11 protein-coding genes are annotated in these 17,311 nt (G+C 66.0%); 7 read left to right on the forward strand and 4 right to left on the reverse strand.

All coding sequences use genetic code 11. The features are described 5' to 3' along the window. The first annotated feature begins 143 nt into the window (after positions 1-143). The 6 genes from LVB77_RS16165 (at position 144) to LVB77_RS16190 (ending at position 6,758) form a co-directional block, all read left to right on the forward strand. A complete protein-coding gene (locus tag LVB77_RS16165) occupies positions 144-671 on the forward strand; it encodes a GspH/FimT family pseudopilin (protein ID WP_232907103.1) in 528 nt (175 codons plus the stop codon). 180 nt (positions 672-851) lie between these two features. Continuing rightward, positions 852-1,715, forward strand: a complete 864-nt coding sequence (locus LVB77_RS16170) for a transporter associated domain-containing protein (protein WP_232907104.1) — start codon at positions 852-854, stop codon at positions 1,713-1,715. Between the two features lie 93 nt (positions 1,716-1,808). Next, a complete protein-coding gene (locus tag LVB77_RS16175; protein WP_232907105.1) occupies positions 1,809-3,092 on the forward strand; it encodes a DUF4105 domain-containing protein in 1,284 nt (427 codons plus the stop codon). A gap of 42 nt (positions 3,093-3,134) precedes the next feature. Further along, a complete protein-coding gene (corA, locus tag LVB77_RS16180; RefSeq protein ID WP_232907106.1) occupies positions 3,135-4,136 on the forward strand; it encodes a magnesium/cobalt transporter CorA in 1,002 nt (333 codons plus the stop codon). 353 nt (positions 4,137-4,489) lie between these two features. Then, positions 4,490-6,550 carry a carbon starvation CstA family protein gene (locus tag LVB77_RS16185; protein WP_232907107.1) on the forward strand — a complete coding sequence of 687 codons (2,061 nt, stop codon included), beginning with the start codon at positions 4,490-4,492 and terminating at the stop codon, positions 6,548-6,550. Next, positions 6,522-6,758, forward strand: a complete 237-nt coding sequence (locus tag LVB77_RS16190) for a YbdD/YjiX family protein (RefSeq protein ID WP_343226207.1) — start codon at positions 6,522-6,524, stop codon at positions 6,756-6,758. The genes LVB77_RS16185 and LVB77_RS16190 overlap by 29 nt, the downstream gene beginning before the upstream one ends. A 321-nt stretch (positions 6,759-7,079) precedes the next feature. On the opposite strand, the gene LVB77_RS16195 is transcribed toward LVB77_RS16190, so the two are convergent. Beyond that, positions 7,080-9,164, reverse strand: coding sequence for a S9 family peptidase (locus LVB77_RS16195; RefSeq protein ID WP_232907108.1), 2,085 nt, complete (start codon positions 9,162-9,164; stop codon positions 7,080-7,082). Positions 9,165-9,325: 161 nt separating this feature from the next. Here LVB77_RS16195 and LVB77_RS16200 point away from each other — a divergent pair, with 161 nt between their 5' ends. Beyond that, positions 9,326-11,056 (forward strand): oligopeptide:H+ symporter, encoded by a 1,731-nt coding sequence (locus LVB77_RS16200; protein WP_232907109.1) that lies wholly within the window; start codon positions 9,326-9,328, stop codon positions 11,054-11,056. Between the two features lie 88 nt (positions 11,057-11,144). On the opposite strand, the gene LVB77_RS16205 is transcribed toward LVB77_RS16200, so the two are convergent. From LVB77_RS16205 to LVB77_RS16215, 3 genes are all read right to left on the reverse strand, one after another. Further along, on the reverse strand, positions 11,145-12,857 hold the full coding sequence (locus LVB77_RS16205; protein ID WP_232907110.1) for a S9 family peptidase: 1,713 nt from the start codon (positions 12,855-12,857) through the stop codon (positions 11,145-11,147). Between the two features lie 335 nt (positions 12,858-13,192). Further along, positions 13,193-15,166 carry a S9 family peptidase gene (locus tag LVB77_RS16210; protein ID WP_232907111.1) on the reverse strand — a complete coding sequence of 658 codons (1,974 nt, stop codon included), beginning with the start codon at positions 15,164-15,166 and terminating at the stop codon, positions 13,193-13,195. 110 nt (positions 15,167-15,276) lie between these two features. Then, a complete protein-coding gene (locus LVB77_RS16215; RefSeq protein WP_232907112.1) occupies positions 15,277-17,283 on the reverse strand; it encodes a S9 family peptidase in 2,007 nt (668 codons plus the stop codon). Positions 17,284-17,311: the final 28 nt, after the last annotated feature.

The raw sequence follows: 17,311 nt of genomic DNA on the forward strand, positions 1-17,311 counted from the left end.
GGCACTTACAAAATGCCTTGAAGCCGTAAGCCACCGCCTCCATTCGATCGAGCCGAATTCCTACTCGGCATCGCGTCGTTTCCCGACGGCGCGACTGCGCGGTCGCGGGAAACACTAAGCATCCCTTTCCAGGAATACGGCGCATGCACCGTTCGCAAGGATTCACCCTTATCGACGCGATACTCGGGCTCATCGTTCTTTCGTTAGTACTTGCCCTGACCGTCCCCACCGTCGTGCGAGCGAGCGCCCGCGTACGCATGGGCGATGTCGCCGCGTCCATGACCGAAACCTTCCTCACCTCGACCCGGCTGGCGGTGACCACCGGCAGCGCCATGGTGGTATGCCCGGTGACCGAACGCGGCGACTGCCAGGAAGGCACGGACTGGAGCCGCGGCTGGCTGGTGTACGCGGACATAGACGGCGATCGCCGCCACGGCGGCCCGGATACGGTGGTCCATCGCGCCTCGCCGCCCACCGGAGGCCTGCGCCTGTACAGCACGCAGGGCCGGGACCGCCTGGTGTTTCAGACCGACGGCGGCAACGAGGGCAGCAACGCCTCCTTCACGGTCTGTTCGCCCGATATCGGCGAAATCGGCGTACTGGTCCTGTCCAATGCGGGCCGATTCCGCTTCGCCGAGCATGACGAGCCGCTGGGCCGCCCCTGTCCGTAACGGCGGTCCGGAGCCCAGCCCGCCAAGCCGGACCGGAGAGTGCCTCGGAACCCCGCCCCACAGCGCTCATCGCCTGGGGGCCTGGGGGCCCGCCCGCCAGTCGCCTCCCGAGCCGCGGCCGGGTATCCGGGTTAGACTGACGGTCTCGCCCTGCCCCCAAGGGCCTAATGCACGCATCGCATGTCCGAGGACGACAGTAGTCAACACAGCGAACATCCGGAGAAACGACGCTCCTGGCTGGAGCGGATCAGCTCGGCGCTGTCCGGCGAACCTACCACTCGTGAAGACCTGGTCGAGCTGCTGCGCGACGCCCAGGCCGATGGGCTGATCGCCGCCGATACCCTGCGCATGATGGAAGGCGCGATCGCCGTGTCCGACCTCACCGTGGGCGACGTGATGATTCCGCGCTCGCAGATGGTGGTGCTGCCGGCCGACGGTAAGTTCCTGGACCTGATGAAGCAGGTGGTCGAATCCGGCCACTCGCGCTTCCCGGTGCACGGCGACGACAAGGACGAGATCCTCGGCGTGCTGTTGGCCAAGGACCTGTTGCGCGGCGTGGTCGCCGACAACGGACCCGGCAGCATCCACGAGCTGCTGCGTCCGGCGGTGCTGATACCCGAGTCCAAGCGCCTGGACGTGCTGCTGCGCGAGTTCCGCCAGTCGCGCAACCACATGGCGATCGTGATCGACGAGCACGGCGGCGTCGCCGGCCTGCTGACCATCGAGGACGTGCTGGAACAGATCGTCGGCGAGATCGACGACGAGCACGACGACGCCGAAGATCCCAACGCACTGATCGCGGCCCAGGCCGACGGCCAGTACGTGGTCGACGCGCTGACGCCGATCGCCGATTTCAACGAACGTTTCGGCGCCGATTTCGACGACGACGAGTACGACACCATCGGCGGCCTGGTCACGGCCGCGATCGGACACCTGCCCGAGGCCGGCGAGGAACTCACGCTGGGTCGCTTCGTGTTCCGCGTCGCCAGCGCCGATGCGCGCCGCGTGCACGCCTTCCACGTCGGCGTGCTGGGCAAGGATTGAGCACGGCGGGTGCCGCTCGCGGCGTCGCCCGCTCGCGGTCGGGCCGACTCGCCCACCGATTCGGTCATATCCGCACGGACGTCGCCGCTTAGAATGGCCCGACCCGACGACCGGCTGCCTGCCTTGAATTCGATACGCCGCGCCCTGCTCCGCTTGTCCGCCACTGCCGCGCTGTGGCTGTGCATCGCCGCCGCGTACGCGCAAGCCCTGGACGCGACCGGACCCGCACCGCTGGACACCGCGACGCCGACGCCCGCCGCGACCGTTCACGCCGCGGCACCGCCGCGCATCGGCATGGCCACCATGCAGCCCGGCGAGATTTTCTGGGAGCGCTTCGGCCACGACTCGATCGTGGTCCTGGACCCCGTCACCGGCGCGGCGACCTCGTACAACTTCGGCTTCTTCGATCCGGAAGCGCCGGACTTCATCGCCCGCTTCGTGCGCAACGACATGCGCTACCGCCTGGCCGCGTTGCCGCTGGAGCAGGACCTGGCGCTATACCGCGAGGAAGGCCGCGGCGTATCGATCCAGTGGCTGGACCTGGACGACGACCAGGCGCGCACGCTGGCCGCGACCCTGGCCGAGAACGCCAAGCCCGAGAACGCCTACTACCGCTACCAGTACTTCGACGACAACTGCGCCACCCGCGTACGCGACGCCATCGACCGCGCGCTCGGCGGCGCCTTGCGGCGCCAGATCGAGAGCCGCTCGCACGGCAGTACGTTCCGCAGCGAAGCGGTGCGGCTGGCCTCGCCGGCGCCGTGGATGTGGCTGGGTTTCGACATCGGCCTGGGGCCGTCGGCCGACCTGCCGCTGCCGGTGTGGAAGGAGTCGTACGTGCCGATGCGCCTGGCCGCGGCCCTGCGCGAGAGCAAGAACACCCAGGGCCGGCCGCTGGTGCTGTCCGAGCAGCAGATCCTGCCGCATCGGATCGCGCCCGAGCCGCCGGACATGCCGATCAACTGGGTGCCGTGGGCCTTGTCGGGCATCGTGCTGGGCCTGGCCCTGGCCTGGCTGGGCCGCCGCCGTCCACGCGTGTTGGCGGCGATCGCGCTGCCGCTGTGGACGCTGTGCGGCGTGCTGTCGGCGCTGATGCTGTTCATCTGGTTCGGCACCCAACACACCTACGGCTGGGCCAACCAGAACCTGCTGCTGTTCAATCCGCTGTGCTGGCTGCTGTGGCTGGGCGGCTGGCGCGTGCTGCGCGGGCGCGAGGCCGGCCCCTGGTTCGGGCGTTTGCTGGGCGTGGTGGTGGCCTGCGCGGTGCTGGCGCTGTTCGCGCACTGGCTGCCGGTGCAGCCGCAGCGCAACGTGCACTGGATCAGCCTGCTGCTGCCGCTGCACCTGGGCCTTTGGCTGGGATTCCGCGGGCGCTGAGCACGCGCGCGCGGCTTGCCCGCCAAGCCGCGCACGGGCACGATGCGAGCGATGAAAGACCCTAACCTGCCCCAATGCGTGATCAACTGCGCGGCCTACAGCCGCGAAGGCGTGCGCACAGACATCAGCCTGGACCGCATCAGCGACGTGCTGGCGGTGGACGACGGCAGTTTCGTCTGGGTCGGCCTGTACGAGCCCGACGAAGGCATCCTGGAAAAACTGCAGGAAGAATTCTGCCTGCACGATCTGGCCATCGAGGACGCGCACAACGCGCACCAGCGCCCCAAGATCGAAACCTACGGCAATTCGCTGTTCATCGTCGTGCACACCGCGCAGAGCGTGGACAGCCATATCCGTTTCGGCGAGACCCACCTGTTCGTGGGCCCGCGCTACCTGGTCACCGTGCGCCACGGCGCCTCCAGCAGCTACGCCGCCGCGCGCCTGCGGCTGGAGCGCGAATCCGAGGAACTGCGCCACGGGCCGGCCTCGGCGCTGTACGTGGTGCTGGACATGGTGGTCGACAACTTCACGCCCATCGTCGACGAGTTCAGCCAGGAGCTCAACGAGCTGGAGAAGGACGTCTTCGCCGACGACTTCCGCAAGGGCACGGTCGAAAAACTCTACGACCTCAAGCGCGAGCTGACCCGCCTGCGCATGGCGGTGGCGCCGCTGCAGGACATTCTCGGCCAGCTCGCACGCTCGCGCAGCGCGCTGATCGACGAGGAAAGCCAGCTCTATTTCCGCGACGTGCTCGACCATGCGGTGCGCATCAACGAAACCACCGACACCTTGCGCGAGATGCTGACCGCGGCGATGAGCGTCAACCTGTCGCTGGTGACCATCCGCCAGGGCGAGATCGTCAAGCGCCTGGCCGGCTGGGCCTCGCTGCTGGCCGCGCCGACCCTGATCGCCAGCTGGTACGGCATGAACTTCGTGCACATGCCGGAACTGGCCGGCGAACACAGCTACTGGATCCTGATCGGTGTGACGGTGGTGATCTGCATCGTGCTGTTCGGGTTCCTGCGACGCGCGAAGTGGCTATAGCGGCGGGGCTCTAACCGCTTCGGGGCAGGAGCGGCGCAAGCCGCGACCACGCAGCTCCGGCCACGACGCGGTCGCGGCTCACGCCGCTCCTACCCCAAAGCCGCGCGTGTCGGCGACGCTCGTCGCCGGATCCCCACACCCGTCATTCCGGCGAACGCCGGAACCCATTTTGATCTCGCTTCCTCCGACACGACGGCGCGACGACCAGCCCGGCGCCGCCACGACCGCGTCGCAACCATGAACAGCCGCCGACACCGGCCCTTAGACCAAAGTACTAGCCCCGATGCCGCACTGCGCATTGACCCCGGGCGGACCCAGGGGCGACGCTGCTCAGGTCCATTCGGAGGCGCGATATGAAAGGTTTGTCCTGGCTCGGCTGGGGCCTGTTGGCGGTGCTGGCGGCGTTCTGCCTGGGCACCGTGGCCCTGCACCGCGGCGAATCCATCAGCGCGATGTGGCTGGTGGTGGCGGCGGTCTCCACGTTCACCATCGCCTACCGTTTCTACGGCCGCTACATCGCCCAGCGCGCGTTGGGCGTCGACCCCAGCCGCGCGACCCCGGCCTGGCGCCGCAACGACGGCCTGGACTACGTACCGACCGAAAAGAGCGTCGTGTTCGGCCACCACTTCGCCGCCATCGCCGGCGCCGGCCCGCTGGTCGGTCCGGTGCTGGCCGCGCAGATGGGTTACCTGCCCGGCACCTTGTGGATCCTGTTCGGCGTGGTCCTGGCCGGCGCGGTGCAGGACATGCTGGTGCTGTTCTTCTCCACCCGCCGCGACGGCCGCTCGCTGGGCGAAATGATCCGCGCCGAGATGGGCCCGGCCGCGGGCGTGATCTCGATGATCGGCATCCTGATGATCATGGTGATTCTGCTGGCGGTGCTGGCGCTGGTGGTGGTCAAGGCGCTGGCGGAAAGCCCCTGGGGCACCTTCACCGTCGCCATGACCATCCCCATCGCGATCCTCATGGGCGTGTACCTGCGCTACTTCCGCCCGGGCCGCATCCTGGAAGTGTCGGTGATCGGCTTCGTCCTGCTGCTGCTGGCGATCTGGCTGGGCGGCCAGGTCGCCGCGCATCCGACCTGGGGCGAGATGTTCCACCTCAAGGGCACCACCCTGGCCTGGCTGATGATCGGTTACGGCTTCATCGCCTCGGTGCTGCCGGTGTGGTTCCTGCTGGCGCCGCGCGATTACCTGTCGACCTTCCTCAAGATCGGCACCGTGCTGGTGCTGGCGCTGGCGATCGTGATCGCGGCGCCGCAACTGCAGATGCCGGCGATGACCCAATTCGTCGACGGCACCGGACCGGTGTTCTCCGGCAAGCTGTTCCCATTCCTGTTCATCACCATCGCCTGCGGCGCGGTGTCCGGCTTCCATGCGCTGATCTCCTCGGGCACCACGCCCAAGATGATCTCCAACGAAGGCGATGTGCGCCTGGTCGGCTACGGCGGCATGCTGATGGAGGCCTTTGTCGCGATCATGGCCCTGATCGCCGCCTGCGTGTTGCAGCCGGGCGTGTACTTCGCGATGAACGCACCCGGCGCGCTGATCGGCACCACCGCCGAATCGGCCGCCGCCGCGATCTCCAACTGGGGCTTCGTGATCACGCCCGACGTGTTGACCGCCACCGCCAAGGAAATCGGCGAGAGCACCATCCTGTCCCGCACCGGCGGCGCGCCGACCCTGGCCGTGGGCATGGCGCAGATCCTGCACGGGCTGATTCCGGGCGAAGGCATGATGGCGTTCTGGTACCACTACGCGATCCTGTTCGAAGCGCTGTTCATCCTGACCACCATCGATGCCGGCACGCGCGTGGCGCGCTTCATGATCCAGGAGTTGATCGGCCTGGCTTACACGCCGTTCCAGCGCACCGACAGCTGGGCCGCCAACATCGCCAGTACTCTGCTCGCGGTGTCGATGTGGGGCTACTTCCTCTACCAGGGCGTGGTCGATCCCTTGGGCGGCATCAACACGCTGTGGCCGCTGTTCGGCATCGCCAACCAGATGCTCGCGGGCCTGGCACTGGTGTTCTGCTGCGTGGTGATGGTGAAGATGAAGCGCGAGAAGTATCTGTGGATTCCGCTGATTCCCACCGTCTGGCTGCTGATCTGCACGCTCACCGCGGGCTGGCAGAAGCTGTTCGATCCCAATCCCAAGATCGGCTTCATCGCCAACGCCCGCAAGTTCGCCGAGGCCGCCGCGCGCGGCGAGGTGCTGGCGCCGGCCAAGTCGGTCGAGGAGATGCAGCGGGTGGTGTTCAACAACTACCTCGACGCCGGGCTGACCGCGCTGTTCGTGGCGGTGGTGATCGCGACGGTGTTCTTCGGTCTGCGCGCGGCCTTCGCCGCGCGTCGCGCCAACACGGCCACGGCCAAGGAGAGCGACTATGTCGCGCTGGACACGCTGGCTCGTTGACGGCGGCGCATTGGCCGCGTCGCTGCTGCTGCGCTGGTGGCGCACGGCGGCGCAGACCGCGCGCCTGGCGATCGGGATACCGGACTACGATTACTACGTCGAGCACATGCAGCGCGCGCATCCGGGGCTGGAGCCGATGTCGCGCGACGCTTTCTTCCACGAACGCATGATGGCGCGCTACGGCAAGGGGCGTTCGCGTTGTTGTTGAAGCCTAATGCACTAAACAAAGGCCGCCAAGGGCGGCCTTTTTCTTTCGTAGGGTGCGGTGACAACCGCATCATTGCCATGCTCGGTGACGCGCATGATGCGGTGCGCCTACGGCTTACCGAATTCTACGGCCGCTTGGGCTTCCGCCTCCCCCTTTGGAAAAGGGGGACTGAGGGGGATTCGCTTTGCCATCCGCATCGCCTGAGGTCGAAAGCGAATCCTCCCCAACCCTTCTTTTTCAAAGGAGGGAGCCGACAAAAAAGGCCGCCCGAAGGCGGCCTTTGCCTGCTACGCAGCATCGCCGCGCGCGCGGCCCGACGCCTCACTGACCGATATGCTGCTTCAGCCAGCCGTTGACCGTGTCGTGCCACAGCACGCTGTTCTGCGGCTTGAGCACCCAATGGTTCTCGTTGGGGAAATACAGGAACTTGGACGCGATGCCCTGACGCTGCAGCGCGGTGAACGCGGCCAGGCCCTGCTCGACCGGGATGCGGAAGTCCTGCTGGCCGTGCACCACCAGCATCGGCACGCGCCACTTGTCGACGTGATTGACCGGGTTGAAGCGCTCGTAGTTCTTCGGCACCTCGTACGGCGTGCCGCCCTGCTCCCACTCGGTGAACCACAGCTCCTCGGTGGCGTAACCCATCATGCGCTGATCGAACACGCCGTCGTGATTGACCAGGCACTTCCACGGCTGGTTCCAGTTGCCGGCGATCCAGTTGACCATGAAGCCGCCGTAGGACGCGCCCAGCGCGCAGGCCTTGTCGCCGTTGAGGAAGCTGTACTTCTTCTGCGCCGCCGCCCAGCCCTTCTGCAGATCCTCCAGCGGACGGTCGCCCCAATGCTGGCTGATCGCGTCGGTGAAGGCCTGGCCGTAGCCGGTGGAACCGTGGAAGTCGATCATGACCACCGCATAGCCCTGGCCGGCGTAGGTCTGCGGATTCCAGCGGTAGCTCCAGCCGTCGCCGAAGCTGCCCTGCGGGCCGCCGTGGATCAGGAACGCGACCGGATAGCGCTGGCCTTCCTGATAGTTCCAGGGCTTGACCACGTAGCCGCGCACGGTGTCGCCGTTCCAACCCTTGAACTCGAACTGCTCGTAGTCGCCGAAGCTCACGTCCTTGAGCATTTCGCTGGCGCTGGGCGTGATCGCGCGCACCGGCGCGCCGTCGATGCCGCCGACGAAGACCTGGTCGCCGCTCTTGAGGCTGTTGCGGGTGAAGGCGAACGTCGGGCCGCCACGCACCAGCGAGGACACGCTGCCGTCGCCGATCAGGCGGGTGGCGCTGCCGTTGGCGATGTCCACGCCGAACACCGGCAGCTGGCCCATGTCCTGCGCAGTGGTGTAGATCGTCTTGCCGTCGGCGGACAGCACGATGCCATCGGCCGAACGGTCCCACTTCGCCGCGATCTCGCGGCGCTGGCCGCTGCCCAGGTCCAACGCCATCAGGCCGAAGCGGTCGGCTTCGAAGCCCGGACGCTTCATCGCGCGGTAGTACAGCGTGTTGCCGTCGTCGCTGAACACCGGGCCGGTGTCCCAGGCCGGATTGTCGGGCGTGAGGTTGCGCGCCGTGCCGCTGCCGTCGGCGCTGACGCGGTACAGATCGAAGTTGGTCGACCACGGCTCCTTGGCATCGGCCTGACGCGCGCTCAGCACCAGCGACTGACCGTCCGGCGCCCAGGTGTACTCGCCGCTGTCGCCGAACGGACGCGAGGGCACGTCGCCGATCACGTCGCCGCCGACCAGGGTCGCGCTGGCGACGGGCTTGATCGCGCCCTGCTTATTCGCCACCGGCAAGGCGGTCACGAACAGACGGTTCAGGCGGCCGTCGTTCCAGGCGTCCCAATGGCGCACGAACATGCGGTCGAAGACCACGCCGCTGGCCTTGCTGGCGGCGCGCTCGTCGACGCGCTTCTTGCTGCAGTTGAGATCGGAAGCGCAATCCACATAGGTCTCGGCGCTGAACGCCACGCGCTTGCCGTCGGGCGAGAGCTGGTAGCTGCCGACATCGGCCGCGAACGCGGTCAGTTGCTTGGGCGTGCCGCCGCTGGCCGCGATCGAATACAGCTGCTGGCTGCCGGACTTGGCGCTCAGGAAGTAGACGGTGCGGCCGTCGGGCGAGAACGCCGGCGAGTTCACGCTCCAGCCGGCGGGCGTGAGCGGCTGCGGCGGCGCCGCATCGCGCGCGAACAGATCCTCCACGAACAGGCCGGTGCTGGATTTGTTGCCGGCGAAGTCGACCTTGCGCTTGGCGAACACCAGCCGGCGCCCGTCCGGCGACACGGTCGGCGAGGACACGCGGTCCATGGTGGCCATGTCGCGCACCTCGAAACCGCGCGGCGCGGCGGTGGCGGTGGCGGGCAACGCGGCCGCGATCAGCAGCGGCAGGACGGCGTGACGCAGGTTCATGGCAACTCCGGGCGGGACCAAAACGCCGATGGTAGGGGTCCGGGCCGGGGGCCGCAAAGGCCCAAGGTCCGCCCCGGCCCGCTCCGGCCCGGGCCGGCCGCCCGGGCCGACGCCGCTATACTCCCCCGATTGTCCCGAATGCCCTCCCTACGGAGCCCGTTGTGACCGTACCCGCAACCGCATCGACGCCGGCCAACGGCGAGTTCTTCGGCCATCCCAAGGGCCTGTACGTGTGCTTCTTCACCGAGATGTGGGAGCGCTTCTCCTTCTACGGCATGAAGGCGCTGCTGCTGCTGTACCTGCTGAAGTACCACCTGTTCACCGACGACGCCGGCTACGACCTGCTGGGCGCCTACGGCGGCCTGGTCTACGCCATGCCGGTGATCGGCGGCCTGCTGGCCGACCGCTACCTGGGCATGCGCAAGGCGGTGGTACTGGGCGGCGTGCTGCTGGTGCTGGGCCACATGGGCATGGCCTACGAGGGCCATGCGGCCACCCGCCTGGCCGACGGCACGATCCAGCGCGACCAGGGCGCGCTGCAGGTGTTCTACCTCTCGCTGTCGCTGATCATCATGGGCGTGGGCTTTCTCAAGCCCAACATCTCCACCATCGTCGGCAAGCTCTATCCCGAGAACGATCCGCGCCGCGATTCCGGCTTCACCCTGTTCTACGCCGGCATCAACGTCGGCGCGATGTTCGCCAGCCTGATCTGCGCCTTCCTGGGCGAAACCTACGGCTGGAAGTACGGCTTCGGCGCCGCCGGCGTCGGCATGGTGGCCGGCCTGATCATGTTCATCTGGGGCCAGAAATACCTGTACGGCCATGCCGATCCCTCCAATCCCGCCGTACTGCGCGAACGCGTCGCCGGCCTGCCGCGCGAGTGGTGGATCTACATCGGCTCGTTCGCCGGCGTGGCCGTGGTGTGGCAGCTGATCCAGCGCACCGAGACCGTGCATGGCGCCATGCACCTGATCGCGGCCGGTTTCGGCCTGTGGTTCGTCTACTTCCTGGTCACGCAATGCACCAAGGTGCAACGTGAGCAGATGATCTCGCTGCTGTTGATGATCGTCGGCGTGCTGGTGTTCTTCACCCTGTACGAGCAGACCTACGGCAGCTGGATCACCTTCAGCGACCGCTTGCTGACCAAGGACATGTTCCCCAGCCTCAGCGGTTTCAGCAGCGGTGCGCTGCCGTGGTCGCTGTTCCTGCTGGCGGCCAGCCCGTTCCTGATGATCGCGGCGCTCAAGGCCAGCGACCGCGGCAATGCCGGCCTGGCCAAGACCATGGTCGGCCTGCTGGGCCTGGGGCTGGCGGTGGCCTGCTTCCACGACGTGGTGCTGAAACCGCAGACCGCCGGTTCGCTGACCTTCCTGGGCGCGTTCTTCATCATCGTGTTGTCGCCGATCTTCGCCTGGCTGTGGCCGTGGCTGGAGCGGCGCGGCCTCAACCCGAGCAAGCCGGCCAAGATCGCCATCGGCCTGATCGTGGCCGGCCTGGCGTTCGTGCCGCTGATGATGGCCGCGCAGGCCACCGCCGGCGGCACCATGGCCAGCGTGTGGTGGCTGGTGCTGGCCTACTTCGTGCTCGAAGTCGGCGAGATGTGCCTGTCGCCGATCGGCCTGTCCGCGGTCACCCAGCTGTCGGTGGCGCGCGTGGTCGGCCTGATGATGGGCGGCTTCTGGCTGGCGACGGCGTACTCGGAAGTGCTGGCCGCGCAGTTCGGCAAGCTGGCCTCGCTGGACCTGCCGGAGGGCGCCGCGGTCGACTTCGCCGCCGCCAGCGCCAAGTACGGCGAGCTGTTCCAGCTGATGATGTGGATCGGCATCGGCTCGGGCGTGCTGTACTTCGTGCTGTCGCCGCTGCTGCGCAAGTGGATGCACGGGGTGAAGTGAGGCCCCGTGTCGCTCAAGAAGAAACGGCGCCTTTCGGCGCCGTTTCTTTTCCCGCTGAGGCGGCACGTGGCCGCGCAACAGAACGGCTTTACTTGCCGCCGGCTGCTGCCGGCGCCGCAGCGGCTTGCCCGCCGAGGTGACGCGACAGGAAGGCCAGCAAGCGCGTGTAGTACTCGCGCCGATGCTGCTGGGTGTAGAAGCCGTGGCCCTCGGTGTCGTAGTACAGCGTTTCGACTGAAGCTCCTGCCTTCACAAGGGCTCGCTCCATCATTTTGCTGTGCTCTATCGGCGCAACCTTATCTTCGCCGCCGGCAACCAAAAACACGGGAACCTTGATGCGCTCCGCGATGCGGTTCGGCGAAACGGCCGCGAGCTTGGCGGGATCATCGCCCACCCATTCGGCGGACCAGATCTTGTTACGGTCAGTACCGCCCGGGGTATCCTCCTTGATCATCGCCGGCAAGTCGTAAACGCCGACGTAGCCGACCGCGCACCTATACAAAGTCGGCTCCTTGGCCACGCCCATCAGCGAAGCGTAGGCACCGTAGCTGGCGCCATACAGGCAGATCCTGGACGGATCAGCTGCACCCTCCTTGATCGCCCAGCGCGTGGCGTCGGTCAGGTCGTCCTGCATCGTGCCGCCCCACTGTTTGGCGCCCGCTACCTGGAAGGCGCGGCCATACCCACCGGAGCCGCGATAGTTGACCTGCAGCACGGCGTAACCTGCGGCCGCCAAAATCTGCGAATCGGTCTGAAAGCCCCATTCGTCCTTGATGCCGAAAGGCCCGCCATGCGGCATTACGATCAGGGGCAATTGCTTACCGCTCGATCCATGCGGCACGGTCAGAAGCCCATGGATCTCCAATCCATCGCGTGCCGTGTACTTGATCGGACGCATCTCGGACATTCCCGCCGGATCGAACCAGTCACGTCGGCTCAACAGATGCTCGGCCTTCTTCGCCACGGTGTCGAATAGGTAGAAATCGCCTGGATTTCGGTCGCTCCATACCTGCACCAGCAACAGTCGCCCATCCGAGGTCTTTGAAGTGATATGGACGACATCCCCTCCGAATGCCGCCTCCAGACTGCGGTACAGCCTCGCCTCCGGTGCAGCCGTATCGAAGAACACACTGCGCGGCTTACCGTCGGCGAACATCACGCCAACGGGGATCGATGTCGCGCCTTGGTAGATGATCGAATCGGGATCAACCACCTTGTCGCGCACTACTTCCTTACGTGTCTCCGACGCAATATCGAATGAAACGATCGCATCGGGGCCTTCCTTGTGATCGACCTGCAAGTAGGCGATTTTGTCGTCGGCAGAGAATCCGATCGGCCATTCAACGCCGTCCGCAACCAATTCGTCGCTGATCAGCTTCCACTCCGTGCCATCGCCGGTTCGGTAGTAGAGCTTCCGAACGTTATCCGCTCCCACACCGGTGGCGAAGCGAACAACTCCCTGGTTATCGGTGATGAAATCCGCATTGCGCACGGGTGCACGCGCCAACTGCGCACGGCGACCGGTGAAAACGTCGAGCCTCTCGGCACGGGTATAGGGATCCTGGCTGAACGGCGAGACCGAGATAATCACGTTCTTGTCGTCCGCCGGCAGATCGTCCACAAGGAAAGCGGCGATTTGCTCGACCTTCTTAGGTTGGATCTTGGTTCCTAGGCCTGCGCCCTGCACGCTCTGCCCAACCAACAGACCCGCTTGGGTGCCGTCAGCGTTGATCGCATAAAGGTTGCCGTCCAGCAGCGGCTCGTCCAGCGACCCGAACTTGCGCGACATGCTGATCACCACGCGTTCCGGACCGACCCACCAAAAGCCCGCGACGTGGGTGTTCTTCTCGAGCCGGAAATTGGCGGTGACCTTGTTGTCCGAGCGACGCAGGATCACCAGCGCGGTCTTGTCCTCGAACGGCACCGTCGCCGCCAGGTAATCGCCGTTGGGCGACAGCTTCACGTCTTCGAACTGGTCTTTCTTGATATAGGCGTCGACGTTGACCGCCGCCGGCACTGCCGTCGGCGCAGCGAACGCGGCCGCGCACAGCACCATTACTCCGAAACTCCGCCTCATCATCATGATCCCCTGTGTAACGCTGTTAAGAACAACCGAATTCGATCTTTCATTTCACATCACTTCTTCTTTGGCGCCGGCATCGCGACCTCGCCGCCGAGATTGCGGGCCAAGAACGCCAGCAGCTTCGTGTAGTACTCCAACCTATGTTCCGCCGTATAGAACCCATGGCCTTCCATGTCGTAGTACAGCGTTTCGACCGGTACGCCCGCCCTCTTGAGCGCGCCTTCCATGGCGATGCTGTGTTCGATCGGTGCCAGCATGTCTCGGCCGCCCGCGGCCAGGAACACCGGCACCTTGATCCGATCGGCCATATGGATCGGCGATACGGAGGCGAGCGCATCGCGCGGGCCCACCCAGTCGCGCAGGTAAGCCTCGCCGGATTCGCGCCGTTGGATGGCGCCCGAGACGTGCAAGGCCGGCAGATCGTACACGCCGGCGTAGCCGGCCGCGCATTTGTACAACCCCGGCTCCTTGGCCGCGCCCATCAGGGCGGCGTATGCGCCGTAGCTGGTGCCGTAGATGCAGATCCTCGCGGGATCGGCGATTCCTTGTTGCATCGCCCAGCGGGTGGCATCGGTCACATCGTCCTGCATCTTGCCGCCCCACTCGCGCGCGCCGGCCCATTCGAAGGCGCGGCCGTAGCCGCCGGATCCGCGAAAATCGACCTGGAGCACGGCATAACCGGCCGAAGCCAGCATCTGCGGCTCAGCATCGAAGCCCCAAGGCGTCTTAACCCCGAACGGGCCGCCATGGGGCAGCACCACCATTGGCAGGCTTTTGCCGGAGCTGCCCCTGGGGAGCGTCAGGTAGCCGCGCAGTTCCAATCCGTCGCGGGCCTTGAGCGCGATCTCGCGCTTCTCGGCCATTTGCGCGGGATCGAACCAGCTCCTACGACTCATCACATGATCGGCCTTCTTGGCCGCGACATCGTAGAGGTAGAAATCGCCGGGATTTCGCCCGCCGCCGACCTCGACCAGCGCGAGCTTGCGATCGTCGGTCATCGAGGTGATGCGTATGGAGTCGTCTGCGAACGATGGGCTCAAGACTCGATAGATCTCCGCCTCGAGCGTTCCGGGTACGAAGAACCTGGCTTCGCGCCTGGCACCCACGAAGAACGCACCTACCGGAATCGTTCCCTGCTGATAGATGATTTCATCCGGGTCCAGCGCCGCATCGCGCAGGACCTGCTCGCGCTGTCCGGTCGCCGGATCGTAGGACACGATCGCGTCCGGACCCTCCTTACGCTCCGCCAGAAAGTAGGCGAGCTTGTCGTCCTGCGAAAACCCGAGCGGCTGTTCCGCCCCCTCGGGGCCCTGCTCGTCGCCGATCTGCTTCCAGGCACCATCCTGCTCGGCACGATAAAACAGCTTGCGCTGATTGTCGGTGTCGAAACCGTAGGCAAACCGCACGACGCCGCGATTGTCCGTCACGAAGTGCGCATTGTTGATCGGCGCACGCGCCATCGGAACGCGACGCCCTGTATAAACGTCCATTTTCTCGGCTCGCGCGTAAGTGTCGTAGCCGAAATGCGACACCGAAACAATGACGTTCTTATCGTCCTGGCGCAGGTCGTCGGTGAGTTCCGCCATCACGGCCTCGACCTTCTTCGGCTGAATTCGCGTCCTGAGCCCCTCCCCCTTGACCGATTGCCCCACCAGCAACTCCGCCTCCGATCCGTCGGCATTGATCGCGAACAGGTTGCCGTCCCGGGCCGGCGTATCGATATCGCCGTGCGTCCGGGTCATGGTCAGCAACACCCGATCGGCGTTCACCCACCAGAAATCGTAGACATGCGTGTTCTTCTGCAAGCGGAAATCCGCCGTGATCTTGCCGTCGGAGCGCCGTATCACCACCAGTAGCGTGTGGTCCTCCATGGGGACGGTCGCCGCCAGGTACTCGCCATTGGGCGACAGCTTGATCTCGTTGAAGCGGTCCCGCCGTACGAACAGGTCCACATTGACCGCGGCCAAGGCCGGCACGGCCAGCACCAACCCCACGGCCAGGGCCGCGGTGCATACCCACTTCTTCATGCTTCCCCCTGAATCCGATATTTCTGGTGCCCGATGGCACCTTGCCCCCAAAACAGCTGCGGCCACCCGAAGGTGGCCGCAGATTACCGCTTACCTGGGACGGGCGAAACTCAGTTCGCTTTCGATGCCCCGCCCACGTTGACCTTGCCGCCGATGTGGCGGTCGAAGAAGCCCAGCATCTCGCCGTACAGGCGCTGGTTGTTCTCCTCCTTGTAGAAGCCGTGCATCTCGCCGGACTGGATGATCATGCCCTCCGGCGGATTGCCGGCCGCGATCAGCGCCTTGTTCATCGACTCGGTGTTCTCCGGCGGGCAGCGCGGATCGCGTGCGCCGGCAGCCAGGTAGACCGGAATCTTGAACTTGTCGGCATGCTTGACCGGCGACATGGCGTCCTGCTCGGCCTTGGTCTTGCCGAAGGCGCGCGCCATGTAGCGACGGCCGGACTCGCGCTCGGAGGTGTCGCTCTTGGTCAGCTGCACGTCGATGTCGTAGGCGCCGACATAGCCGAACGCACACTTGAACAGCTTCTGGTCGATGGTCGGCGCCATCAGCGAGGCGTAGCCGCCGAAGCTGCCGCCGTAAATGCAGACGCGGTCTCCGTCGGCGTAGCCCTGGTTGATGGTCCACTTCGTGGCATCGATGATGTCGTTCATGATGCCGGTGGCCCAGGTGCCGTAGCCCTTGTCCTGGAATTCCTTGCCGAAGCCGCCCGAACCGCGGTAGTTGATCTGCATCACCAGGTAGCCGCGGCTGGCCAGCAGCTGGGTTTCCCAATTGAACGCCCAGTCGTCGCGCGGGCCCATCGGGCCGCCGTGCACGTTGACGATCATCGGCAGGTTCTTGCCGTCGGAACCGTTAGGAATGGTCAGGTAGCCGTAAATCTTGAGACCGTCGCGGGTGGTCATCGAGAACGGCTTGACGCTGGCCATCTTCTTCGGGTCCAGCCACTTGCGGCCCTGCATCAGGAAGCGCGCCTTGCCGGTGTCGCGGTCGTACAAGTACAGCTCGCCCGGGTTCTTGTCGCTGACCACCGAGACGACGATCTTCTTGCCGTCCTTGGTGGCGCTGGAGAAGCGCACCAGCTGGCCCGGGAACGCACCCGCGAGCGAGGCGTAGATCTCGGCATCGGCGTGCTTCTCGTCGACCATGGTCACGCGCGGCGCACCGGCCTCGGTGATCACGCCCAGGATGGTGTCGCCGTCGGCCGAGGTGATGTAACCGGCCGGATCGGACACCGCATCTTCGAACAGGGTCTTGAACGCGCCGGTGGTCGGATCGATGGTGCCCAGCGCCTCGGGCTTCTTGCCGTCGCTCTGGTTGGCGTAGATCAGGCCGTCGGTGGACGTGCCGATCACGCTCAGGTGCTTACCCGAGCTCTTGGAGCTGTTGACCAGGGTCCACTTGCCGTCGTCGCCGCGGCGGTAGAGTTCGTTCTGGCTGTCGAAGTTGCCCTGCGCGTCTTCGTCGTCGTAGCAGATCGCGAAGCGCGGCGCCTTGGCGGCATCGAGCGCGATCTCGCAATTCTCGCGCGGCGCGCGCGCCAGCGACTTGCGACGGCCCGTCAGGGTGTCGAACAGGACCAGCTCGGTGCCCACGCCTTCGCTGGAGCGCGGCGAGGTCACGGTCATGATCACGTTGACGTCGTCGTCGGGCAGCGTGTCGAGCAGTTGGAAGCGCTCGTTGCCGACCTGCTTGCCGCGCTGAGTGGCATCGCGGGTGCCGTAGAACACCAGCGGGCGCGGCTGCGTGCCGTCGGCGTTGACGCCGTACCATTCGCCGGTGCCGAAGGGCTGCGCGTAGCGGCCGAGCTTACGTACGGAATTGAAGATCAGCCGTTCCGGGCTGACCCATTCGAACTGGCCGACGCTCTTCTCGTCGGGCAGCTGATTGACCTTGACCACGCTCAGGTCCTTGGTGCGCAGCACGGTCAGCACGTCCTGATCGCCACGATCGACCGTCATCGCCAGATACTCGCCGCTAGGCGAGATCTTGGCGCCGCTGTAGGTCGGATGGCGCACGAAGTCGGCGATCGAAGGCGCGCCGGACGGCGCATCGGCGGCTTGCGCTGAGGCCGCGCACAGCGCCAGGCCCAGCACCGCGAGGTGCAGCTTTTTCATTTCGGTTATCCCCTAAAGCGACGCGAAA

The organism is Lysobacter sp. 5GHs7-4 (assembly GCF_021284765.1).
Lineage (GTDB): Bacteria > Pseudomonadota > Gammaproteobacteria > Xanthomonadales > Xanthomonadaceae > Lysobacter.

Coding starts and splice junctions, on each gene's coding strand:
- corA (WP_232907106.1), top strand. CDS start 3,135: ATGCGAGCGATGAAAGACCCTAACCTGCCCCAATGCGTGATCAACTGC.
- LVB77_RS16215 (WP_232907112.1), bottom strand. CDS start 17,283: ATGAAAAAGCTGCACCTCGCGGTGCTGGGCCTGGCGCTGTGCGCGGCC.
- LVB77_RS16185 (WP_232907107.1), top strand. CDS start 4,490: ATGAAAGGTTTGTCCTGGCTCGGCTGGGGCCTGTTGGCGGTGCTGGCG.
- LVB77_RS16190 (WP_343226207.1), top strand. CDS start 6,522: ATGTCGCGCTGGACACGCTGGCTCGTTGACGGCGGCGCATTGGCCGCG.
- LVB77_RS16175 (WP_232907105.1), top strand. CDS start 1,809: ATGGCCCGACCCGACGACCGGCTGCCTGCCTTGAATTCGATACGCCGC.
- LVB77_RS16170 (WP_232907104.1), top strand. CDS start 852: ATGTCCGAGGACGACAGTAGTCAACACAGCGAACATCCGGAGAAACGA.
- LVB77_RS16195 (WP_232907108.1), bottom strand. CDS start 9,164: ATGAACCTGCGTCACGCCGTCCTGCCGCTGCTGATCGCGGCCGCGTTG.
- LVB77_RS16165 (WP_232907103.1), top strand. CDS start 144: ATGCACCGTTCGCAAGGATTCACCCTTATCGACGCGATACTCGGGCTC.
- LVB77_RS16210 (WP_232907111.1), bottom strand. CDS start 15,166: ATGAAGAAGTGGGTATGCACCGCGGCCCTGGCCGTGGGGTTGGTGCTG.